Source organism: Xanthomonas euroxanthea, assembly GCF_900476395.1.
Classification (GTDB): Bacteria; Pseudomonadota; Gammaproteobacteria; order Xanthomonadales; family Xanthomonadaceae; genus Xanthomonas; species Xanthomonas euroxanthea.
Genome location: NZ_UIHB01000002.1, coordinates 900066 through 916614 on the forward strand (window position 1 = coordinate 900066; position 16549 = coordinate 916614).

General features: G+C 62.8%; 14 protein-coding genes and 1 pseudogene. 7 read left to right on the plus strand and 8 right to left on the minus strand.

Translation table 11 applies throughout. From position 1 onward, the window contains the following. Positions 1-3: 3 nt before the first annotated feature. The 7 genes and pseudogenes from CPBF1521_RS11255 to CPBF1521_RS11280 all read right to left on the minus strand — a co-directional run bounded on the left by CPBF1521_RS11255 (position 4) and on the right by CPBF1521_RS11280 (position 6331). The gene (locus tag CPBF1521_RS11255; protein ID WP_201798631.1) at positions 4-1014 is read right to left on the minus strand and encodes an aldo/keto reductase; all 1011 of its coding nucleotides are present in this window, start codon (positions 1012-1014) and stop codon (positions 4-6) included. Positions 1015-1169: 155 nt separating this feature from the next. Next, entirely contained in the window at positions 1170-1610 is a 441-nt protein-coding gene (locus tag CPBF1521_RS21880; protein WP_370659376.1) for a carboxymuconolactone decarboxylase family protein, read from the minus strand. 18 nt (positions 1611-1628) lie between these two features. Continuing rightward, positions 1629-2324, minus strand: a pseudogene (locus tag CPBF1521_RS21885) ((R)-mandelonitrile lyase); the annotation flags it as partial. Continuing rightward, on the minus strand, positions 2321-3379 hold the full coding sequence (locus tag CPBF1521_RS11265) for an alpha/beta hydrolase (RefSeq protein ID WP_115676988.1): 1059 nt from the start codon (positions 3377-3379) through the stop codon (positions 2321-2323). The gene CPBF1521_RS11265 and the pseudogene CPBF1521_RS21885, both read right to left, overlap by 4 nt. 859 nt (positions 3380-4238) lie before the next feature. Next, positions 4239-4568, minus strand: coding sequence for a hypothetical protein (locus tag CPBF1521_RS11270; RefSeq protein ID WP_115676989.1), 330 nt, complete (start codon positions 4566-4568; stop codon positions 4239-4241). 31 nt (positions 4569-4599) lie between these two features. Beyond that, a complete protein-coding gene (locus tag CPBF1521_RS11275; RefSeq protein ID WP_115676990.1) occupies positions 4600-5322 on the minus strand; it encodes a hypothetical protein in 723 nt (240 codons plus the stop codon). A 37-nt stretch (positions 5323-5359) separates the two neighbouring features. Continuing rightward, positions 5360-6331 (minus strand): DNA-binding protein, encoded by a 972-nt coding sequence (locus tag CPBF1521_RS11280; protein WP_115676991.1) that lies wholly within the window; start codon positions 6329-6331, stop codon positions 5360-5362. 108 nt (positions 6332-6439) lie between these two features. Here CPBF1521_RS11280 and CPBF1521_RS11285 point away from each other — a divergent pair, with 108 nt between their 5' ends. Beyond that, positions 6440-7519, plus strand: coding sequence for a site-specific integrase (locus CPBF1521_RS11285; protein ID WP_115676992.1), 1080 nt, complete (start codon positions 6440-6442; stop codon positions 7517-7519). A gap of 151 nt (positions 7520-7670) precedes the next feature. Then, the gene (locus CPBF1521_RS11290; protein ID WP_147295443.1) at positions 7671-10634 is read left to right on the plus strand and encodes a hypothetical protein; all 2964 of its coding nucleotides are present in this window, start codon (positions 7671-7673) and stop codon (positions 10632-10634) included. A gap of 1 nt (position 10635) precedes the next feature. On the opposite strand, the gene CPBF1521_RS11295 is transcribed toward CPBF1521_RS11290, so the two are convergent. Then, positions 10636-11529, minus strand: coding sequence for a BrxR family transcriptional regulator (locus tag CPBF1521_RS11295; RefSeq protein WP_235858436.1), 894 nt, complete (start codon positions 11527-11529; stop codon positions 10636-10638). A gap of 190 nt (positions 11530-11719) precedes the next feature. Between CPBF1521_RS11295 and CPBF1521_RS11300 the strand changes: the two genes are divergently transcribed. The 5 genes from CPBF1521_RS11300 (at position 11720) to CPBF1521_RS11325 (ending at position 16524) form a co-directional block, all read left to right on the plus strand. Next, positions 11720-11947 carry a YegP family protein gene (locus CPBF1521_RS11300; RefSeq protein ID WP_115677128.1) on the plus strand — a complete coding sequence of 76 codons (228 nt, stop codon included), beginning with the start codon at positions 11720-11722 and terminating at the stop codon, positions 11945-11947. Between the two features lie 169 nt (positions 11948-12116). Beyond that, complete coding sequence (locus CPBF1521_RS11305) at positions 12117-12752, plus strand: Cap15 family cyclic dinucleotide receptor domain-containing protein (RefSeq protein ID WP_115676995.1); 636 nt, start codon at positions 12117-12119, stop codon at positions 12750-12752. Continuing rightward, a complete protein-coding gene (locus CPBF1521_RS11310) occupies positions 12749-13882 on the plus strand; it encodes a nucleotidyltransferase-like protein (protein WP_115676996.1) in 1134 nt (377 codons plus the stop codon). Before CPBF1521_RS11305 ends, CPBF1521_RS11310 begins: the two co-directional genes overlap by 4 nt. A 910-nt stretch (positions 13883-14792) precedes the next feature. After that, the gene (locus CPBF1521_RS11315) at positions 14793-15026 is read left to right on the plus strand and encodes a hypothetical protein (protein ID WP_102789238.1); all 234 of its coding nucleotides are present in this window, start codon (positions 14793-14795) and stop codon (positions 15024-15026) included. Between the two features lie 353 nt (positions 15027-15379). Further along, positions 15380-16524, plus strand: a protein-coding gene (locus tag CPBF1521_RS11325) for an IS3-like element ISXac3 family transposase (protein WP_115676997.1) whose coding sequence is annotated in 2 segments (ribosomal slippage) — positions 15380-15617 and positions 15617-16524 — 1146 coding nt in all. Because the reading frame shifts where the segments join, the coding sequence is not laid out codon by codon here. Positions 16525-16549: the final 25 nt, after the last annotated feature.

Here is a 16549-nt window from a genome sequence, read left to right on the forward strand (position 1 = left end):
GCGCTAACGCAGTGGCGCCTCCACGCCACTGTAGGCCTGTACCGCTGGCGGAAGACGCTCGCCCTGCACTGCCACCGCAGCAACTGCAGCATTGAGCTCCCGCAGCTCACCTGCGCTGAAGACCACCTCGCCTGCGCCCAGGTTGTCGAGCAGATGTGCCATCTGCGTGGTGCCGGGAATCGGCACGATCCAAGGTTGCTGCGCCATCAGCCAGGCCAACGCGATCCGTGCAGGCGTGGCCTGCTTTCGCTCGGCCCAGTCCCTGAGCAAGCGCACCAATGCCAGGTTATGTTCGATGTTCGGCGGGGTGAAGCGCGTTTCGATGCCGCGAATGTCGCCCTCGGCAAACCGTGTTCTGGCGTCGATCGCACCGGTCAGGAAGCCTACGCCCAGTGGGCTCCATGGCACGAATCCGATGCCCAGCTCGGCGCACGTGGCAAGCACCTCCTGTTCCGGCCCACGCCAGAGCATCGAGTACTCGCTCTGCACAGCCGTCACCGGCAGCGCAGCGTGCGCGCGGCGAAGCGTCTTCAGGCCCATCTCGCACAGGCCCCAATGCAGCACCTTGCCCTCGGTCATCAGGTCCTGGATCGCACCGGCCACGTCTTCGATCGGCACCTGCGGGTCCACGCGATGCTGGTACAGCAGGTCGATGCGGTCGGTACGTAGCCGCGTGAGCATGCCCTCCACCGCCCGCTTGATATGTGCGGGCCTGCTGATCAGGCCCGGGCCACGCGCACCGGTTTCCAGGTCGATGTTCCAGCCGAACTTGGTGGCGATCACCACGTCGTTGCGGAATGAGGCAACGCCTTCTCCCAGGATTCGTTCCACTTCATGCGGGCCATAGGCCTCGGCCGCATCGTAGAACGTCATCCCCCGATCGAACGCGGCACGGGTGATGCGGTGCATCTCGGTGCGCGAGGGGATGGTGGTCTGGTAGGTGCGGCTCATGTTCTGCACGCCCAGCCCGATGCTGGAAACCTGCAGCGTTCCGAGCGTGCGGCGGCCGTCCATTTTCTGCGCGGCAGCTGCGGGGGAGGCGTTTGCCGTGGACGTGGCCAGCGCGCCGGCCAGCGGCAGCGCCGCCAGCGTAGCGGCGCCCTTCAGAAGGGAGCGGCGTTGGGCATTGGTGGGCAGGGTGTTCATTGGGGTCTCCATGTGGGGCGCTGTCAGGGCCCGGGTGCCGGGGTCTGTTCCAGTGCCTGCACTGCGCGAGCGGATGCGGCTGCGTAGCCGCTGTGGGCCAGCAGTTGGGCCAGGTGCTGCAACTGTGCGCGGCTGAGGCCCACGCGCTGGCTGGCCGCCATGTGCGAGCGCAACTGCGCCTCCACGCCGGGCATCACTGCCAGCGCGCCAACCGTGGCCAGTTCACGGCTCTGCCAGTCCAGGTTGTCGCGCTCGAAGATGTCGCCGAACAGGTGCGTCTGCAGGTACTGGTTGATGATCGGGGCGAAGTCCATGAGCGGCCCGGTCACCGGGGCGCCGGAGATCCGGGTCTGGTTGGCGGTGCCCACCGCGCGCAGCGCGTCGCCCACGGGAACGTTCCTGGTGTGCGGCTGCCCGGGTGCAGTGGCGACGCCCTGCGCTTGACGTACGCGCACCACCTCCATCAGCTCGCCCAAGGCATTGAGGCTCTTCGGGAAACCCGCATAGGCATACAGCTGCACGAGCACTTCCTTGGTCTCACTCAGCGTCAGCCCTGCATCCAGTCCCCGGCGCAACGCGGCAGTGAGCTGCGGCATGTCGCTGCTGGCGGCGGCGGCCGCAATCAGCGGGATCGCCTGCTGCCTGGGCGAAAGCGGCCCGGCAACGGGAGCGACGATGCCTGCTGATGCCTCGCGATACTGGTCATCACTGACCTTCTCCAGCCACGCCACCGACTTGCCGTCTGCTACCCCGGTCACGGCAAGGTGGGTCATTGCGCTGTGGGGCGCGGCGCCGTGCCAATGCTTGACCCCGGCAGGACACACCACCACATCCCCGGCGTGTATCTGCTGCACCGGCTTACCCCATTCCTGGGTCAGCCCAACGCCGGAGGTAACCACCAGTCGCTGACCGGAGGGGTGCGTGTGCCAGGCCGAGCGCGCACCCGGTTCGAAGCTGACGTATGCGGAAGAGACGTGCACCTGCTCGTCCGCCGGGAACAGCGGATCTACCCGCACCTTGCCGACGAAGGTCGCTGCCGGACCGGCAACGGACGACTGCGTTCCCGCTCGGGTGATCTGCTGCGTAGGTGTTTCGACGGCGCCAGCGAATGGTGCCGCCACGCTCAATGCCGCGCCAAGCAGCGCCGTCTGCGCGGTTGATTTACGAGGCGCGCTCATGGCGCAAGCGTCCGGCCGTAGAACGTGGTCAGCGAGGCGACGGCGGCGTCCACGTATTTCGGCACCCAGTAGGTTTCGATATGCGTAGCGCCGTCCAGCAGCACCAGTTGTTTGTCGGCGGTACCGGTCGCCTTGGCGAAAGCGTCCTGGGTCATGTACAGGCTGTCAGCCTTGCTACCGGCAATCATCAGCAGCGGCTGGTTGATGATCTCAAGCTGGTCGGTGGCGTCCCAACGCATGAGGTCCAGCAGGCTGCTGGTCGTATAGCGGAAGGTGGAGTTGGGATGGGCGTGCGTTTTCCAGTAGTACGCATAACCTTGCCGATACAGATCGAAGGGAAGCGTGGCGATCTGCGCGTCGGTGAGGTTGGCGTCGCCGGAGTACAGCACTTCGCCGCCGGCGGCTTCCTGTGCTCGCGCATTGGAAGCCTGCTGCAGGCGCTGCTGGATCGTGTCCAGCTGCGAGTCGGCATAGCCGTTACGGCGCACCCGGCCGGAGTTGAACATGCTGATCGTGGCTACGGCCATGAACCGCTTGTCGGTCTGCGCGGCCGCCAACGAATAGCCGCCGCCGCCACAGATGCCCAGCAGACCCAGGCGCGTAGTGTCGACCCAGGGGAATCGACTGATGAAGTCCGCCATGCCGTGGATGTCTTCGATGCGGTGTGAAGGCATGTCCACGCTGCGCGGCTGGCCGCCACTCGCGCCCTGATAGGCCGCATCGGCGGTAATGGCGATGTAGCCCTGCTCGGCCAAACGCTGCGCGTACAGGCCGGCCACCTGCTCCTTGACCCCACCATTGGGGTGGGCAACCACGATGGTCGGGTATTTCCGTGCGGCATCGAAGTTGGCCGGCGTGTAGAAGTTTGCCGCGATCTCGATTCCATTCAGCGGATAGGACACCGAGTGGACGTTGACCTCGCTGGGCACATTCCGTGTGATCGCACCTTCGTAGGCCAATTTGAAGGGGTTGAGCTTGTAGTCGGCGGCGGACGTGTTGCCTGCCGCCAAGCCAAGGGACATCGCCAACAGCGTGGCGTGCACGATGTGCTTCATTCAACTGCTCCCAGTTTGGACGTTACCCCGGCCGGTGCATGTGGCGCGCCCACGTTGGCGGGGATCAGGCGTAAAACTAACCGCCGTGCACTCATAGAAAAAGAGCATTAGCCGGATATCACTCATGCATGAATGATATGAATGATAGATCGGCGAGCGACGCACCACCCGGCGCGCCACACTTCTCTCATGGCGCGATCAAAGTACGAGGCCTCGCATCGAATGCTGTGCAGCGTGTTCCACGCGCTGGCAATGCTGTACAGACCAGCAGCTCGACTAGCCGGAGGATGCTGCCTCCACCTGGGCCCCTAATACGATGAGCGCAGTCAATTCATCTTCGCTGCGCGAATATCGCTTGCTGCATCGACAAGCGCTGCATATAGCTCCCAGCTCGGCGTTTCGACGATGCCCCTGGCGCCACCCTTCTCGATCTTCCTGATTCCGCCGAATCGGCTCAACTTCTACCAAGCCCGTTCGTGTGTCGGCGCCGTGGTCCAGAGGCGTTGCCTCATGGCTGCCTCTATTTCGCCTAGCTCTAGCTCACCCTGCTGCTTGACCCACTCCATATCCGTGACTAGGCGCTCCAAGAATTGGGGTTGGGGTCGACATTGTTACTTTCGTGTTCGATCAAGGCACCGTTGAGGCGGCTGAGGATTCGCAGAAGCTGCTCGTTCAAGGTGCTGTCGAGCAAGATCGCATGGCGGCTGATCTTGTTCAATGCCGAGTGGCACGCTCGATTTGCATGATGCAGCCGCAGCCAGAACGAATGCTGGCGATACTCCGTGGTCGGACCGGAACTTGTGCGTAGTTCTTCCTGCTTCCATGGCTCCAGCTCACATTTTTCAAGGAATGCCAGCAGCTACTGCTCTTTCATGCGGTTGAGGTCAGGATAGGTCTGAAACGAGGAAGCCAAGGCAGCGGTCGACCAGAAGGCCTCATGCACCTCGTCCCACACCAGCGGCAGCAGCTCGAATTCGCGTTGGTGAAGCTTCGTGGCGCGATCAAAGAACGTGGTGAGTTCGCTGCGCAGTCGCTCGATCTCCCTGTTCTGGGTGTGAGCCAGCCCCTGCAGGCGGCTCTTGAACTTTTCGTTAAGCCAGTTCTCGGCCAGCTTCTTCAGTTCAAAGTCAGTGCAAAGTAAGTGATCGCGCTGAACCCGCCGCCCACCCCGACTACGCCGAGAATCCATTCGGAAACACTGGCCACCCTCTGCTCCTTGTCTAGTAAGAACGCATCGGCTGCGGACCGCCCGCCGCAGGTGCGTCGGGAGCTTGCCTCTTCGTGTTTTGCTTAGAAAAGTAGCTGACGCTGCGGTCGTAGACAGGGCGCACCGCTTTGTCCAGCGCGTCGGGATCCAGCGGGGAGAGGAGCATGGCAACGCTCAGTGCGAGTTGGACGAACACGGATATGTTGTCGATGTTGTGGGCCAGCTCGTCCCAGTTGATGGTCAGGTCGCCCCATTCGAGGTGTTGCGTATAGATGCCCAGCACCTCGACACCACCATGTACCAAGCCAGACAGGCTCTTCTGGTGCGTGTTGACGACCTTCAACAGCGTGGCACTGTCCCAGCCCAGGTGCTCACCAGCCTCCCGGGCAACTTCGGCGATATGGATAACCCGCTTCCCCCGCTTGGGCATTTTGCCCGTGCGCCGGAAGCGCATCAGTTCCTCGTGTCCTGCGGCTTTGGCGTAGAAGGCTGCCCGCAACACATACTCCATCTGAGTCCGCTGCAGGGTTAGCGCCGCCACCCAGAACTGGGTGAGATCTTGCTCCAACAAGACGAAAATGGCGTCTGCGGTATCCAGTGCGGCCAGTGCCAGTGGCATGGTCGTCGCGCTCCTCTCATCGACCCGGACGCCGAGCTCGGCGAATACGGGGCGGGTGAGCTGCACTAGGTCCCGGGCGGCGCGGATGCGAAGCTGCAGTTGATCGGCCGAGGCCATGGGTTGATCCTGCTGAGGAGTGGTCGCCGCCCGAATTCTAGCGCTTGCCGGTGACGCTGGTAGAGCGCCGGGTTTTGGGCGCTGGCGTGGCCTGCCCCGCGGTTGGTTTGGTCCGGCGCGCACGTTTGGAGGTGCCTGGCACGGAGCTTCCTGCAGCGACTTCCAACGCGCGCTCGAGCGTGACCACCATCGCCCGAAGCGTATCTGCGTGCTGTTGGAGATGGAGGGCCCGTTGGCGCTCCTGATCTGCAACCGTGATGGCCTCGTCCCGTTCCCGGGCAGTCACTCCCAGTTGCTGCTCAAGGGCGACGACTGCGCTGCGTGATTGGCCTTCCTGCTGCCGTATTCGCGAGCCCAGGGCCTGCGCATCTTGCCGCACCCGGTCCAGCTCGATGTTCAAGCGTTCTTCGGTCGATCGGGTATAGGCCATGAGATCGGCGCGTTCGGTCTGATCGATCTGGTGTTGGCGTGCTTGCGCCTCGTGTTGCGACTGCAATTGACGCTCTAGGCGCTCGGCGCGGGCGTACGCGCCATCGCGCTGCGCTTCCAGTTCCTTGCCACGAGCGGCGAGGCTTTCCAGCTTGTCCTGCAATGCTTCGATGGTGCTCCCCGCCGCCACGGCCTGGGCGTTGGCCTGTTGCAGCTGCCTGGCCTCTTCCGCGCGCAGTTCGTGTTGGTCCGCCAGTAGGGCGCGCTGTTGGTCCAGCTCAGCACGCTCTGCAACGAGCGCTGCGTGGGCGTGTTCCCGCGCCTCTTCCAGGGCTGCGTTCCAACAGCGTTGGGACAGCGTCACCACCGCGTCGGGCAGGTCGGGTCGGTCCGTCTCGATGGCGCGCTGGCGCAGTCGTGCGCCCACGCTGGACCACCACGTCTCCAGCCATCGGGTCACCGTATTGGGTGAGCCGGTACCCAGGTGGGCGCGGATCCGCTCCACGGTGGGGCGCTCGCCCAGGCTGACGATGTCGTCGGCGGCGTGGTGGACATCCAGTTCGGTAAGGCCGCGGGCCATGGCAGGGTCTCCTCTGTGCGGTAAGGGCGGCGCTAGGCGTCTACTTCCGATAATGTAGAATTATCGGAATAACAGCGCCGTATCTGTATTACAAAATACATAATACATATGAAAAAAATCACGTCTGCCATCGTTGATCGGCTGCCGCGCCTACCCGATCCCACCCGGCTGTCGGCCGAAGCGGCGGCCGCCGCCGACCAGATCGCCGCCGCGGCGGCCAGCGCCAACACCGCGCGCAGCTACCGCGCGGCACTGCGCTACTGGGCCGGCTGGCACCAGGGCCGCTTTGGCCAGCCGCTGCGCCTGCCGCTGCCGGCTACCGCAGTGGTGCAGTTCATCGTGGACCATCTGGAGCGCGACACCAGCGAGGGCATGCGCTGGGAGCTGCCGGCCGCACTGGACCAGGCGCTGGTGGCCGCCAAGCTCAAGACCCGTCCTGGCCCATGGCGGCTGTCCACCCTGACCCACCGCGTCTCGGTGCTGAGCAAGGTCCACCAGCACCAGCGCCTGCCCAACCCCATCGACAGCAGCGACGTGCGCCAACTGCTGGCCCACGCCCGCCGCGCCGCGCACAAGCGGGGCGAGCGCCCGTGCAAGAAGTCGGCGATCACCCGGCTCGAGCTGCAGGCGCTGATGGCCACCTGCGGCCCGGACCTGGTTGGGCTGCGCGATCGCGCCCTGCTCTGCTTCGGCTTTGCCAGCGGCGGTCGCCGGCGCAGCGAGGTCGCGGCGGCGACGCTGGCCAACCTGCGCGCCCTGCCCGAGGGCGGTTATGTCTATTACCTGGACCAGGGCAAGACCCTGCAGGACGGCCCGAGGGTTGGGGCTAGTCCGGACAAGCCCTTGCTGGGTGCGGCGGCGATTGCCCTGCAGGCATGGTTGGACGCGGCCGGGATCACCGAGGGGCCGCTGTTTCGGCGGATCTGGGGCAGCAGGATCGGCCCGGCGTTAAGTGACCGCGCCATCGCCATGGTCATCCAGCGCCGCGCCACGCTGGCCGGGCTGGAGGGGGACTTCGGCGGTCACAGCCTGCGCGCGGGCTTCATCACCGAAGGCGCGCGCCAAGGCGTGGCCCTGCCCGCGCTGATGGCGATGACCGACCATCGCTCTGTCACGAGCGTGACCGGCTACTACCAATCGGGTGGAGCGCAACGCAATCCTGCGGCACGTCTGCTGGAGGACGTCTAACTGGCGGTAGCTGCATAGCCCCATTGAAGCCTCCGAAGCGCCCTGCGCTGCCCCGCCGCCGTCCTAACGGTCTCAGGCGTGTTGCGCCATGTTGCGGCAGGTATGATGGGGAGTCGGTCACATTTTTGGGGGAAGTGTGGGTTGCGCTGATATGCAGGAAGCAGATGAGGTCGGCGGTAAGGCTGCAGCCGCCACAGAACAGGCGAAGCTCGTGCCGGACGAACAGACCGTCGGTCTGGTTCTCCCGCTCTATGGCTACCATCAAGGACCCCACCCAAGAGCCGGACGCCACGTCGGTTTGCGCAGATCGCTGCGAACTGCAGTGGTTTTAGGCACGCTGGGTGATGACACCGTACTCGTCGCCGACGAAGAGGATGGACGCGTCTACCGCACCTCTTCGGCTAGTTTGGTCACTCATCGCCAGGCTGGTCGTCTAACACTTAGTGAGCATCTTGAGCTCGCCAGGCAATTGGCTCTCAAGGCCAACCGCTATGGCATCTCCATTCTGGCGGCCCACTTTCGCGGCATCAACGGCACCGCCTACGCCAGCCCGGCCGCCTTCGCTTGGTGCGTACGCGCGATGTGCGAAGGCCACATGTTCAGAAGCGCAACCGCTGGGGTGGAGGCATGGCTACAGGCCCAGATGGAGGCCTCGTCCGATCCGGCGAACGACCTCCCTCCTCCCGCAGGCGGTAGTGAGATCGAGCTTTGGTCTGGCAAGCCAGCGCAGGCGCAAGCTGTCACTGATCTGGCATTGCGCTCACTTGAACGGGCACTGCAGCTCGGTGCGGATTCAATTGCCCAGGCCGACGGAGATTTTGAGCTTCAGCGGACGTATGCGGAAAGCCACGGCAGCAGACTGGCGACCGATGTCCAGTCCGGCCTTCAAGTGGTCGTGCTGGGACCCAGCAATGTCGAAGCGGCTGAGGGATTTGTCGATGTGTTGTTTCTGGACAACCTCGAGGCAGGCGCCCGTCATGCAAGCGGTCTGAATTTCGGTGGCGACACCATTGATCCGGGTTGGCTGTGGGAAGTGGTCACCGATTCGGCGCGTCACGGCAAATCGCCACTACCCATCGCGCTCTGGCTGGCCTCCTCAGATATCGGGCCCTCCGGCCAAGCCGACGCAAGTTTGGAGCGATCATTAACCCGGATCTTCGGGGCCGCGTTTGCTGCAAGGCAGTGGGCCAACGATCGGCCTGCGCACGCGCAGAAATGGATACGACTTGCCCGAGCGTGCTGGCGATCTCTCCCGAAGGTAGAGCAATCGCGCGTGGCGGCCGCCATTCCTGAACTGGTATCGTCGCTTTCGAAGCGACGGGTTCAAGGTCCTGTGGCTCCACTGCGGGCCGCCTTCCGTGCAACGATCGATGCGCTGCTGACGCGACACCCCGTTCCTTTGATTGCGCGCAACAGGCAACTTCCGCCGAGTCCAGCGGTAGAGATCGAGGACATTGAGGCGGTTGATCTTGTGATCGAGGCCAGTGGTCCTGCGCCCGTCATGGCAGTGCCACGAGCAAGCAACGCTCAAGCCCGTCGAAGGGTAGGTGCGGTTAAGTTTGGCAACTCACAGCGCGCCCTGCGCTTTGACTTGTCAGACCACGCATTGTTGGCTTCCGAATGGGCGCTGGTAGCCAAAGAGTCGGCCCATCTCGATGCGGTGACATCGGCTCTCAGTTGGCTAGAGGGTCGAATGGGACTGAGCCTGCCCAAGACATGGCGAGAAGGGGCGCACGAAATTGAGCGCCAGGGCGTCGCGCTCCAATTGGAGTCGGGGGACGGCATCTTTGCCTTCCGGCTGGACCACCCTGATACGACCCACCCGACTCGGTGGTGGAGGATGGAAGCCACCGTCCTGGCGGGAATGGGCGGCATCGGCGGCATGGTGGGCGTTCGCCTGAGCTCACGTGACTTGGTATCCCTGCCTGCGCCTTCCAGGACTGTTCCCGCCATTGTCCGTGATTGGGCCCGTTCCCCCGGGTTGGCTATCGCTGGAGCGCCCGCTGGAGCCCCTACATTCGTCCGTGATGAGGATGGTCTGTCGCGCCTGCTTGACGCTATCCAGGACAGCGGCCGCGACGCACCTCTCTGGGTGGTGGCGGCTCGCTTTGAGCTCATCAAGCCGCTGCAGGCTCTGGCCAGAATGTACGTCGTTGAGCCGGCGATGTGGGCCCAATATGCCGCCCATCACGGGTCGTTGGCTCCGAGCACGGTTCATGTGTTTCAAAAGGCTGGCGGCACCAAGGCTCAAGTCGACATCAGCAAGGGACAGGGACTGGAGCAGCTTCGTGAGTTGACCGTCGAGGCTCGGCAACGCCCTGAGATCCCTGCGTTTCGAGACATTCGCAATGCCATTGCCGAAGCGAGGCTGCGTGCGCTGAGCAATAGGGGAAACTCGGCGCTTAACGACGCCGCACTACCTTCGCCAGCCCCAACCGCTGAAGATATTCGGGCTTTGATTTCCAGAGAAGTCAGGGACTATGAAGAGTTGCTACAAGTCGCCGAAGACGAGCGTAACGCTGCGGTGGCAGACCGAGACTCCGCCCTGCACGATCTGCAAGCCACAACCAATGAAAATGTCGAGCTCAAGCGGCGCCTGCACAGTACGCAACTCCGGCTGGGGTCTGCGGGTCCTATTGATGAACCGGCAACCGAGCGTGCGGCGCCTCCGGCCACACTGGAGGGACTCGCGGAGTGGGCGATCTCACTACGGCCGCGGGTGGTCTTTCCCGAAAAAACGCTCCGCTCCGCGAGCCGCGTGACCCACAGTGAGACCGCCTTGGTTTATGCCTGCCTGGAACAACTGTCTGACAGCTACTGGCGATCACGCTGGGCAGACGAAGAAGCGAGTCGTCGCCAAGCCCGAGAGGAGTGGAACGAATTTCTGAAAGAGCATCGACTGCGGTGGTCCGGCGTTGGTGTCGTTGCAGCTCGCCACCTGGGCGAGTACCGAGGCATCGTGGGCGGGTCGACCTACACAATGGACATGCATGTTGCAGGTAACAACGCCCACGATCCCCTCCGCTGCCTGCGGATCTACTGTTACGTTGATGAGCCCAACCGCAGGGTGGTAGTAGGACATTTGCCCACGCATCTGACCAATGCCCTGACCTAGCTCATCTACCCACAGACAGACCTTGACGATCTTCATGCATCCATTGCGCGACTTCGTCGGGATTTCCCACGATGACATGCTGCCGAGCCGGATCAGGGTGAATCGAGAGCGACTCCAGATTCAGATGGCGCAGCGTATAGAACAACATCGCTTTTCGGCAGGGAAGAATCAGCGCGTCATCCTGCATCGCATAGTCCCGGGCCACCGCCGCCCGCTGGTTGGGCGTCAGTGCCGGGTGTGGGACAAGCCGAACCCCGACCTCCGTGAACCAGCCAATGTCATTGCTTGGATCGATCACAGGGGAGTCGGCATGGATCGTTTGGATCTCAAAGCGCCCGATGGCGAAATCCCGGAACATTAAGCGGGTGTGGCAATAAGCCCGGACGTGCCATCTGAGGCCATCGTAGCCAAGCGCGTGCGGGGAGATGGTCAGGTTGAGGGGGGCGTCCTCGTCCATGGACTGGTACCGGCCCTCCACCCTGCCGCCGTCGCGGATGGCGCGCACCCACGTGGAGATCTCCGTTGCCGCAATCGGGCGCGCTGGGGTGCCGACGATGCCGGTCAACGGCACATAGCCGATGAAGCTCTCATCTCGGGTGAGCAGGCCACGCTCCAGGCCATACAACTCGAACAGGTACTGGCTAGACGTCGCGCGGCCACTGACCGGCAAGAATCCCGGCTGTGCCCTGTAGGCCCGCGCACTCGAATCGTACTCCATGTTGCCTGGTGCGATCTTGACGTACTCAGCTAGGTCCGAAGAGGCTTGGGGAACCGATATTCCAAAGAAATCAATGAGATCGCGCCGATTCAAGCGACCGTCGTATTGCAATCGCAGATCGATGAAGGCTATACGCCGCGCCTGCCCCCAACGCAGCGAATGGGTTTCTGAAGACATGGGCACCTCGGTCTTGGGATGAGTCACGATAACACCCGTACAGAAACTTGACACGCATAGTAACTAGCCGCATAGTATGTATGCGGGCCTTGTCCAGCCCCGCTCCGAAAACGCGTTACCTATCCTTGCCCTGCCTCCAGGCTGACGGGGATGGACACGGCGCGTTCCAGCCAGAAGAGGAGAAGTGTTCATGCGTATCGAGATTTACCAGGATCGCGCCGGCGAATGGCGGTGGACGTTCTATGCCAGCAACGGCCGCAAGATTGCGGACTCCGGCGAAGGCTATGCGAGCGAATACAACGCGGTGCGCGCGGCGCGGCGATTGAAAGAGCTCGCCGCGAGTGCCCCGATCAAGCGGCGCGACGGCACCGTGTTGAACGAAAGCGCGCGCTCGGGCTTGGGGCCGGATCCGTTCTAGGACAGCAGTCCGGTCAGACCTGCGCCATCGCCGATCCCCCCCGATGCCACGCGAGCGGGCTGCGCTCTGGCGCCGGGGGGCTTTCGCGGCGTTCCCTCACCCGGTTGGGTGCGGTCCGTCGTCCTCGCAACCGAAGTGCCCTGCTCCTCTCATCGTCGGAGATCGGTCTATGGAACATGAGTACGCTGTCTTGGGCGGTTTCAACCGTGCCAATGTCGGCAAGTGGGTGATGGGGGCCTCTGTTGGGCTGGCCGCGGCAGTGAGTGCCTTGGCCGGCCTGGTTGTGGCCCTCGTGGTGGATTTCGGTGTGGAAATGCCGCGATTGGTGCTTTGGCCGGTCACTGCCGGCTCGATCTATCTGCTGCTTTACGCGCTCTTTGACCGGTGGATGTGGCGGATACCGCGCTTTTCTAGGTGGTTGCGCGTCCCCAACCTTTCTGGCACATGGGTCTGCCACGGGCAAAGCCTGCATGCTTCTGACGATCGTCCCCTGCTGGCATGGGAAGGCGAGGTCGAAATTGCTCAGAGCTGGGACAAGATCCAAATTCGCCTGCGAACCCGCCAGTCCGTCTCCAAAAGCCTGTCGGCCGCGCTGATCTATGACTGCACGGATGGATACCGTGTTCTCTACAACTATCGCAACGACCCGGGCATCGGGGAGCCTGAACTCAAGGGGCATCGCGGCTGCGCGGAACTGCTGTTTCGCCCCGACCTGACCGCTGCCACCGGTGAGTATTTCAACGGCCACGGCCGCTACACCTACGGAACCCTCACCCTGACCCGAAAGGAAACCACGACACCATGAGTGCGGACATCACCAAACGTTTGCGCGCCCTCGATGCGCGGCGCCATGGCTTCGATCGGAGCTCAATCATCTTTGACTCTGCTTCCGGGGTTGAAGCACGCGAGTACCTGAGCGAGACCTATCAGAAGCGCAGCAGTGGACAACATACGCGATATGCGCTGGGCGCAATGCAAGCGGTAGCCGCCAGCTACACCGCCTTGAGCATTGCCGAAGCTGAGCGTGTGCAAGCGCAAATCGCAACGCGATTGGATAGGGATGGGCTGAGCTGTACGTTCCGTCTGCAGGGCTCCGTGCCCGGCAACATTCATATCCGCGGCGTGAGTGATGTTGACTTCCTGGTTCTGGAGCAGCGCTTTCATCACTACGATGCGACGGGGGTCTTGGCGCAGGCTGGTTACTACCGCAACCCCTACCGGCCGTCAGCCGTCGATACATTGCTCGATCTGCGTCACCGACTGGAGACGGCGCTGAAGGATGCCTATCCGGCAGCGGAAGTCGACTGCACAGGCGCAAAGGCCATCCAGCTCTCGGGTGGATCGCTGCGCCGCGAAGTTGATGTGGTGCCGGCCTCGTGGAATGACACCGCCGAGTATCAGCGGACACAATCTGAGGATTTCCGGGGCGTCAACATCCTCGACAAACCCGCGCGTCAGTTGATCCACAATCTGCCCTTCCTGTATTTGCGACGCCTACGGGAACGTGATGAGGAGACGTGGGGCGGCCTGAAAAAAGCCATTCGACTTTGCAAGACACTGAAGGCCGACGCCATCAGCGAGGGAAAGGAAGTCGATATCAGCAGCTATGATATTGCCTCTGCTATGTGGAACGCCGCCGCTGGCAGTCTGCAGGCTGGTATCGTCCAGGAGCTCAGCATCCTTGCGGCCACCACGGACTACTTCGTGTATCTGGTCGCCAATCCTGCTTACGCAAAGACGCTGCAGACCCCGGATGGCTCGCGCAAGGTGTTTGACACCCAAGCAAAATTGGACGCCGCGGCGGTGCTCGCGCGGGAGCTGCTGGAGTTGTCGCGCAGCGTCAGTGAGGAGCATGCCCCCCGCACGGCGCACGCCAGCCTGCAAAACGATTGGCTGAGTACGCTCAAGCGGACCTCTGTACCAGCTGTTGATTGAAATCATCTCCCGCGGCAAGGGGATCCAACTGATCTGAGCCGGTCGATCGTTGTTGCCCCGCCACCAGCAGCGGGGCACTCGACACTGTGGGTTGCATCAGGCGCGTGAGGTAGATTCTGCACGCTGGCCCCTGCGGTAAAAGGGCGCGTGCCACGCGCATGCCCCTCCCCCGCTCCTCCCCCGCACGTCAGTTCTGAGTTGCCACCCCTTGGCCAGGCTGGGGGACAGGCATTCCGAGCAGTTCTTGATGGCCGCACCTTACGGGTTGGCTGCTGCCGCTGGCATGCCAACGCGCTGCGCGTGGGTATCCCGCCGCTCTGATAGCGGCCCTCTGACTTGGCTGAGCCTTGGCGCTCATTGGCGTAACGTGCTTCTTGGTGACCCGTCGTTGGCAATGGCGAAGGACTTCCATGCGTTGCTCCAGACCGGACTGAGGAAGAAAGTTGTCCGCAATGTACTGGAGCAAAAGCGGCGCACACGTCCTTCTTTATAGCGCCGCACGATGCCCTTTCCGTCGATCGATCCGCCGCGCGCGACCACGACTAAGGCCGTGCGTACTCTGCAGCAAATTTCCGCGCCGGTCACGGGCCATTCCCTTCCTTACCGCAGCACCGGCGTGATGCGGAAGCGTTGCGTCCGGAGCCGCCGTCCCTGCCATGGGTGGCTTCTATGCAGCGGGTGACATCATCCGGGCCCACTTGGCCACCGGAATGGACCTGCAACCCAAAATCCCAACCGGGGCAATTTCGCATTCCCAACCATGCGATTTGAAAGTGCTTCAACGCCTTATTTGCCGCAATTAATTCCCTTGCAATCAATATCTTAGGAATATTGCAGGGAGTGGCGCGCACGAGTAGAGTCGTTGTCAGTGCGCGACCTTGCGCGACCCCGCCGCGACTGAGCACGGCACATGTCCGAAGACTCACTCGAAACGAAGTACCTGCGCACCTTCGGTGCTGTTCTGTCTGCGGCCCAGACTGCCAGGATCCTTGGGTACAAGAGCACTGCGTCGTTAGCCAAGGCACGCGCACGCGGGTCTCTGCCCTTCCAAATGTTCCTGCTGCCCAAGCGCCGCGGCTGGTTTGCCGACACCGTAGATGTTGCCGCCTTCGTGGATTCTGCGAAGGCATCGTCCGGCGGCTAGCCGCATTTCCCAACCCATCAGGAATCCCCGAGCATGAGCTGAAACCGCCCTCTCTGACCCCTGGAAATGGCAATGCCCCCGCGTCAACGAGGGCATTGGCCTCTCGAAAGAACGAGAGGTAGGAAGCACTAAACATCCGTAGGTTTAGGCTCCCTCATTTCTTCTGCCACGTCAAGCTGCCAGCACGTGTTGGCCGGGACGGGCACGCCTTCATCTGGACCCATTAACGTCGGTCCGCCGGGTGGTCGCGCCCTGTCCCGTCCTGTCTGGAGCAGCAGGGCGCCTGCGTGTGATACGCCCAGGGTTTCCTAGACATCTCAAGGCTATGGAAAATGGCTGATTCGGAGGTGTCCATGAGAAGTAAGCGGTATACGGATGAGTTCAAGATCGAGGCGGTCCGGCAAGTGACCGATCGTGGGTTCAAGGTGGCAGAGGTCGCCGAGCGACTGGGTGTCACCACGCACAGCCTGTACGCCTGGCTGCGCAAGTTCGGCAAGCCCGGCGTAGTACAGCGCGCTGAGGCGGACCAGAGCGCCGAAGTCCGGCGGCTGAAGATCGCGTTGCGCCGGGTGACGGAGGAGCGCGACATCCTAAAAAAGGCCGCCGCGTACTTTGCCAAGGGGTAAAGGCAAAGTACCTCTTCATGCAAGTCCACCGCGAAGAATTCAGGGTGTGCGCGATGTGCCGGGTTTTGCGGGTGAACCGGGCTGGATACTACGCGTGGCTAAAGTCGCCTGACAGTGAACGCGCCAAGGAAGACGAACGCCTGCAGGGGCTGATCAAGCACCACTGGTTGGCCAGCGGCAGTGTCTATGGGCATCGCAAGATTGCCAAGGATCTACGCGATCTGGGTGAGCGTTGCAGTCGCCATCGGGTGCATCGATTGATGCGCGCCGATGGGCTGCGTGCCCAGGTGGGCTATGGCCGCAAACCGCGCTTCCATGGCGGAACGCCGTGCATGGCGGCAGCCAACCTGCTGGATCGGCAGTTCGACGTGACCGAGCCGGACACGGCCTGGGCGAGCGACTTCACCTTCATCCGGACGCATGAAGGCTGGATGTACCTGGCTGTGGTGATCGATCTGTTTTCCAGGCAGGTCGTCGGCTGGGCGATGCGCGATCGAGCCGATACCGAGTTGGTCGTGCAGGCCTTGCTGTCGGCGGTGTGGCGGCGCAAACCCAGCGCTGGTTGCCTGGTTCACTCGGACCAAGGGTCGGTCTACACCAGCGATGACTGGCGCAGTTTCCTGGCGTCCCATGGCTTGGTGTGCAGCATGAGTCGGCGTGGCAACTGCCATGACAACGCACCGGTGGAGAGCTTCTTTGGTCTGCTCAAACGCGAGCGAATCAGGCGGCGGATCTACCCCACCAAGGACGCCGCACGCGCCGAGGTGTTCGACTACATCGAGATGTTCTACAACCCACAACGCCGTCATGGTTCAACTGGCGACCTGTCCCCTGTAGAGTTTGAACGGCGCTACGCGCAACGAGGGTCTTGAGTGTCTACGGAACCCTGGGCGTATC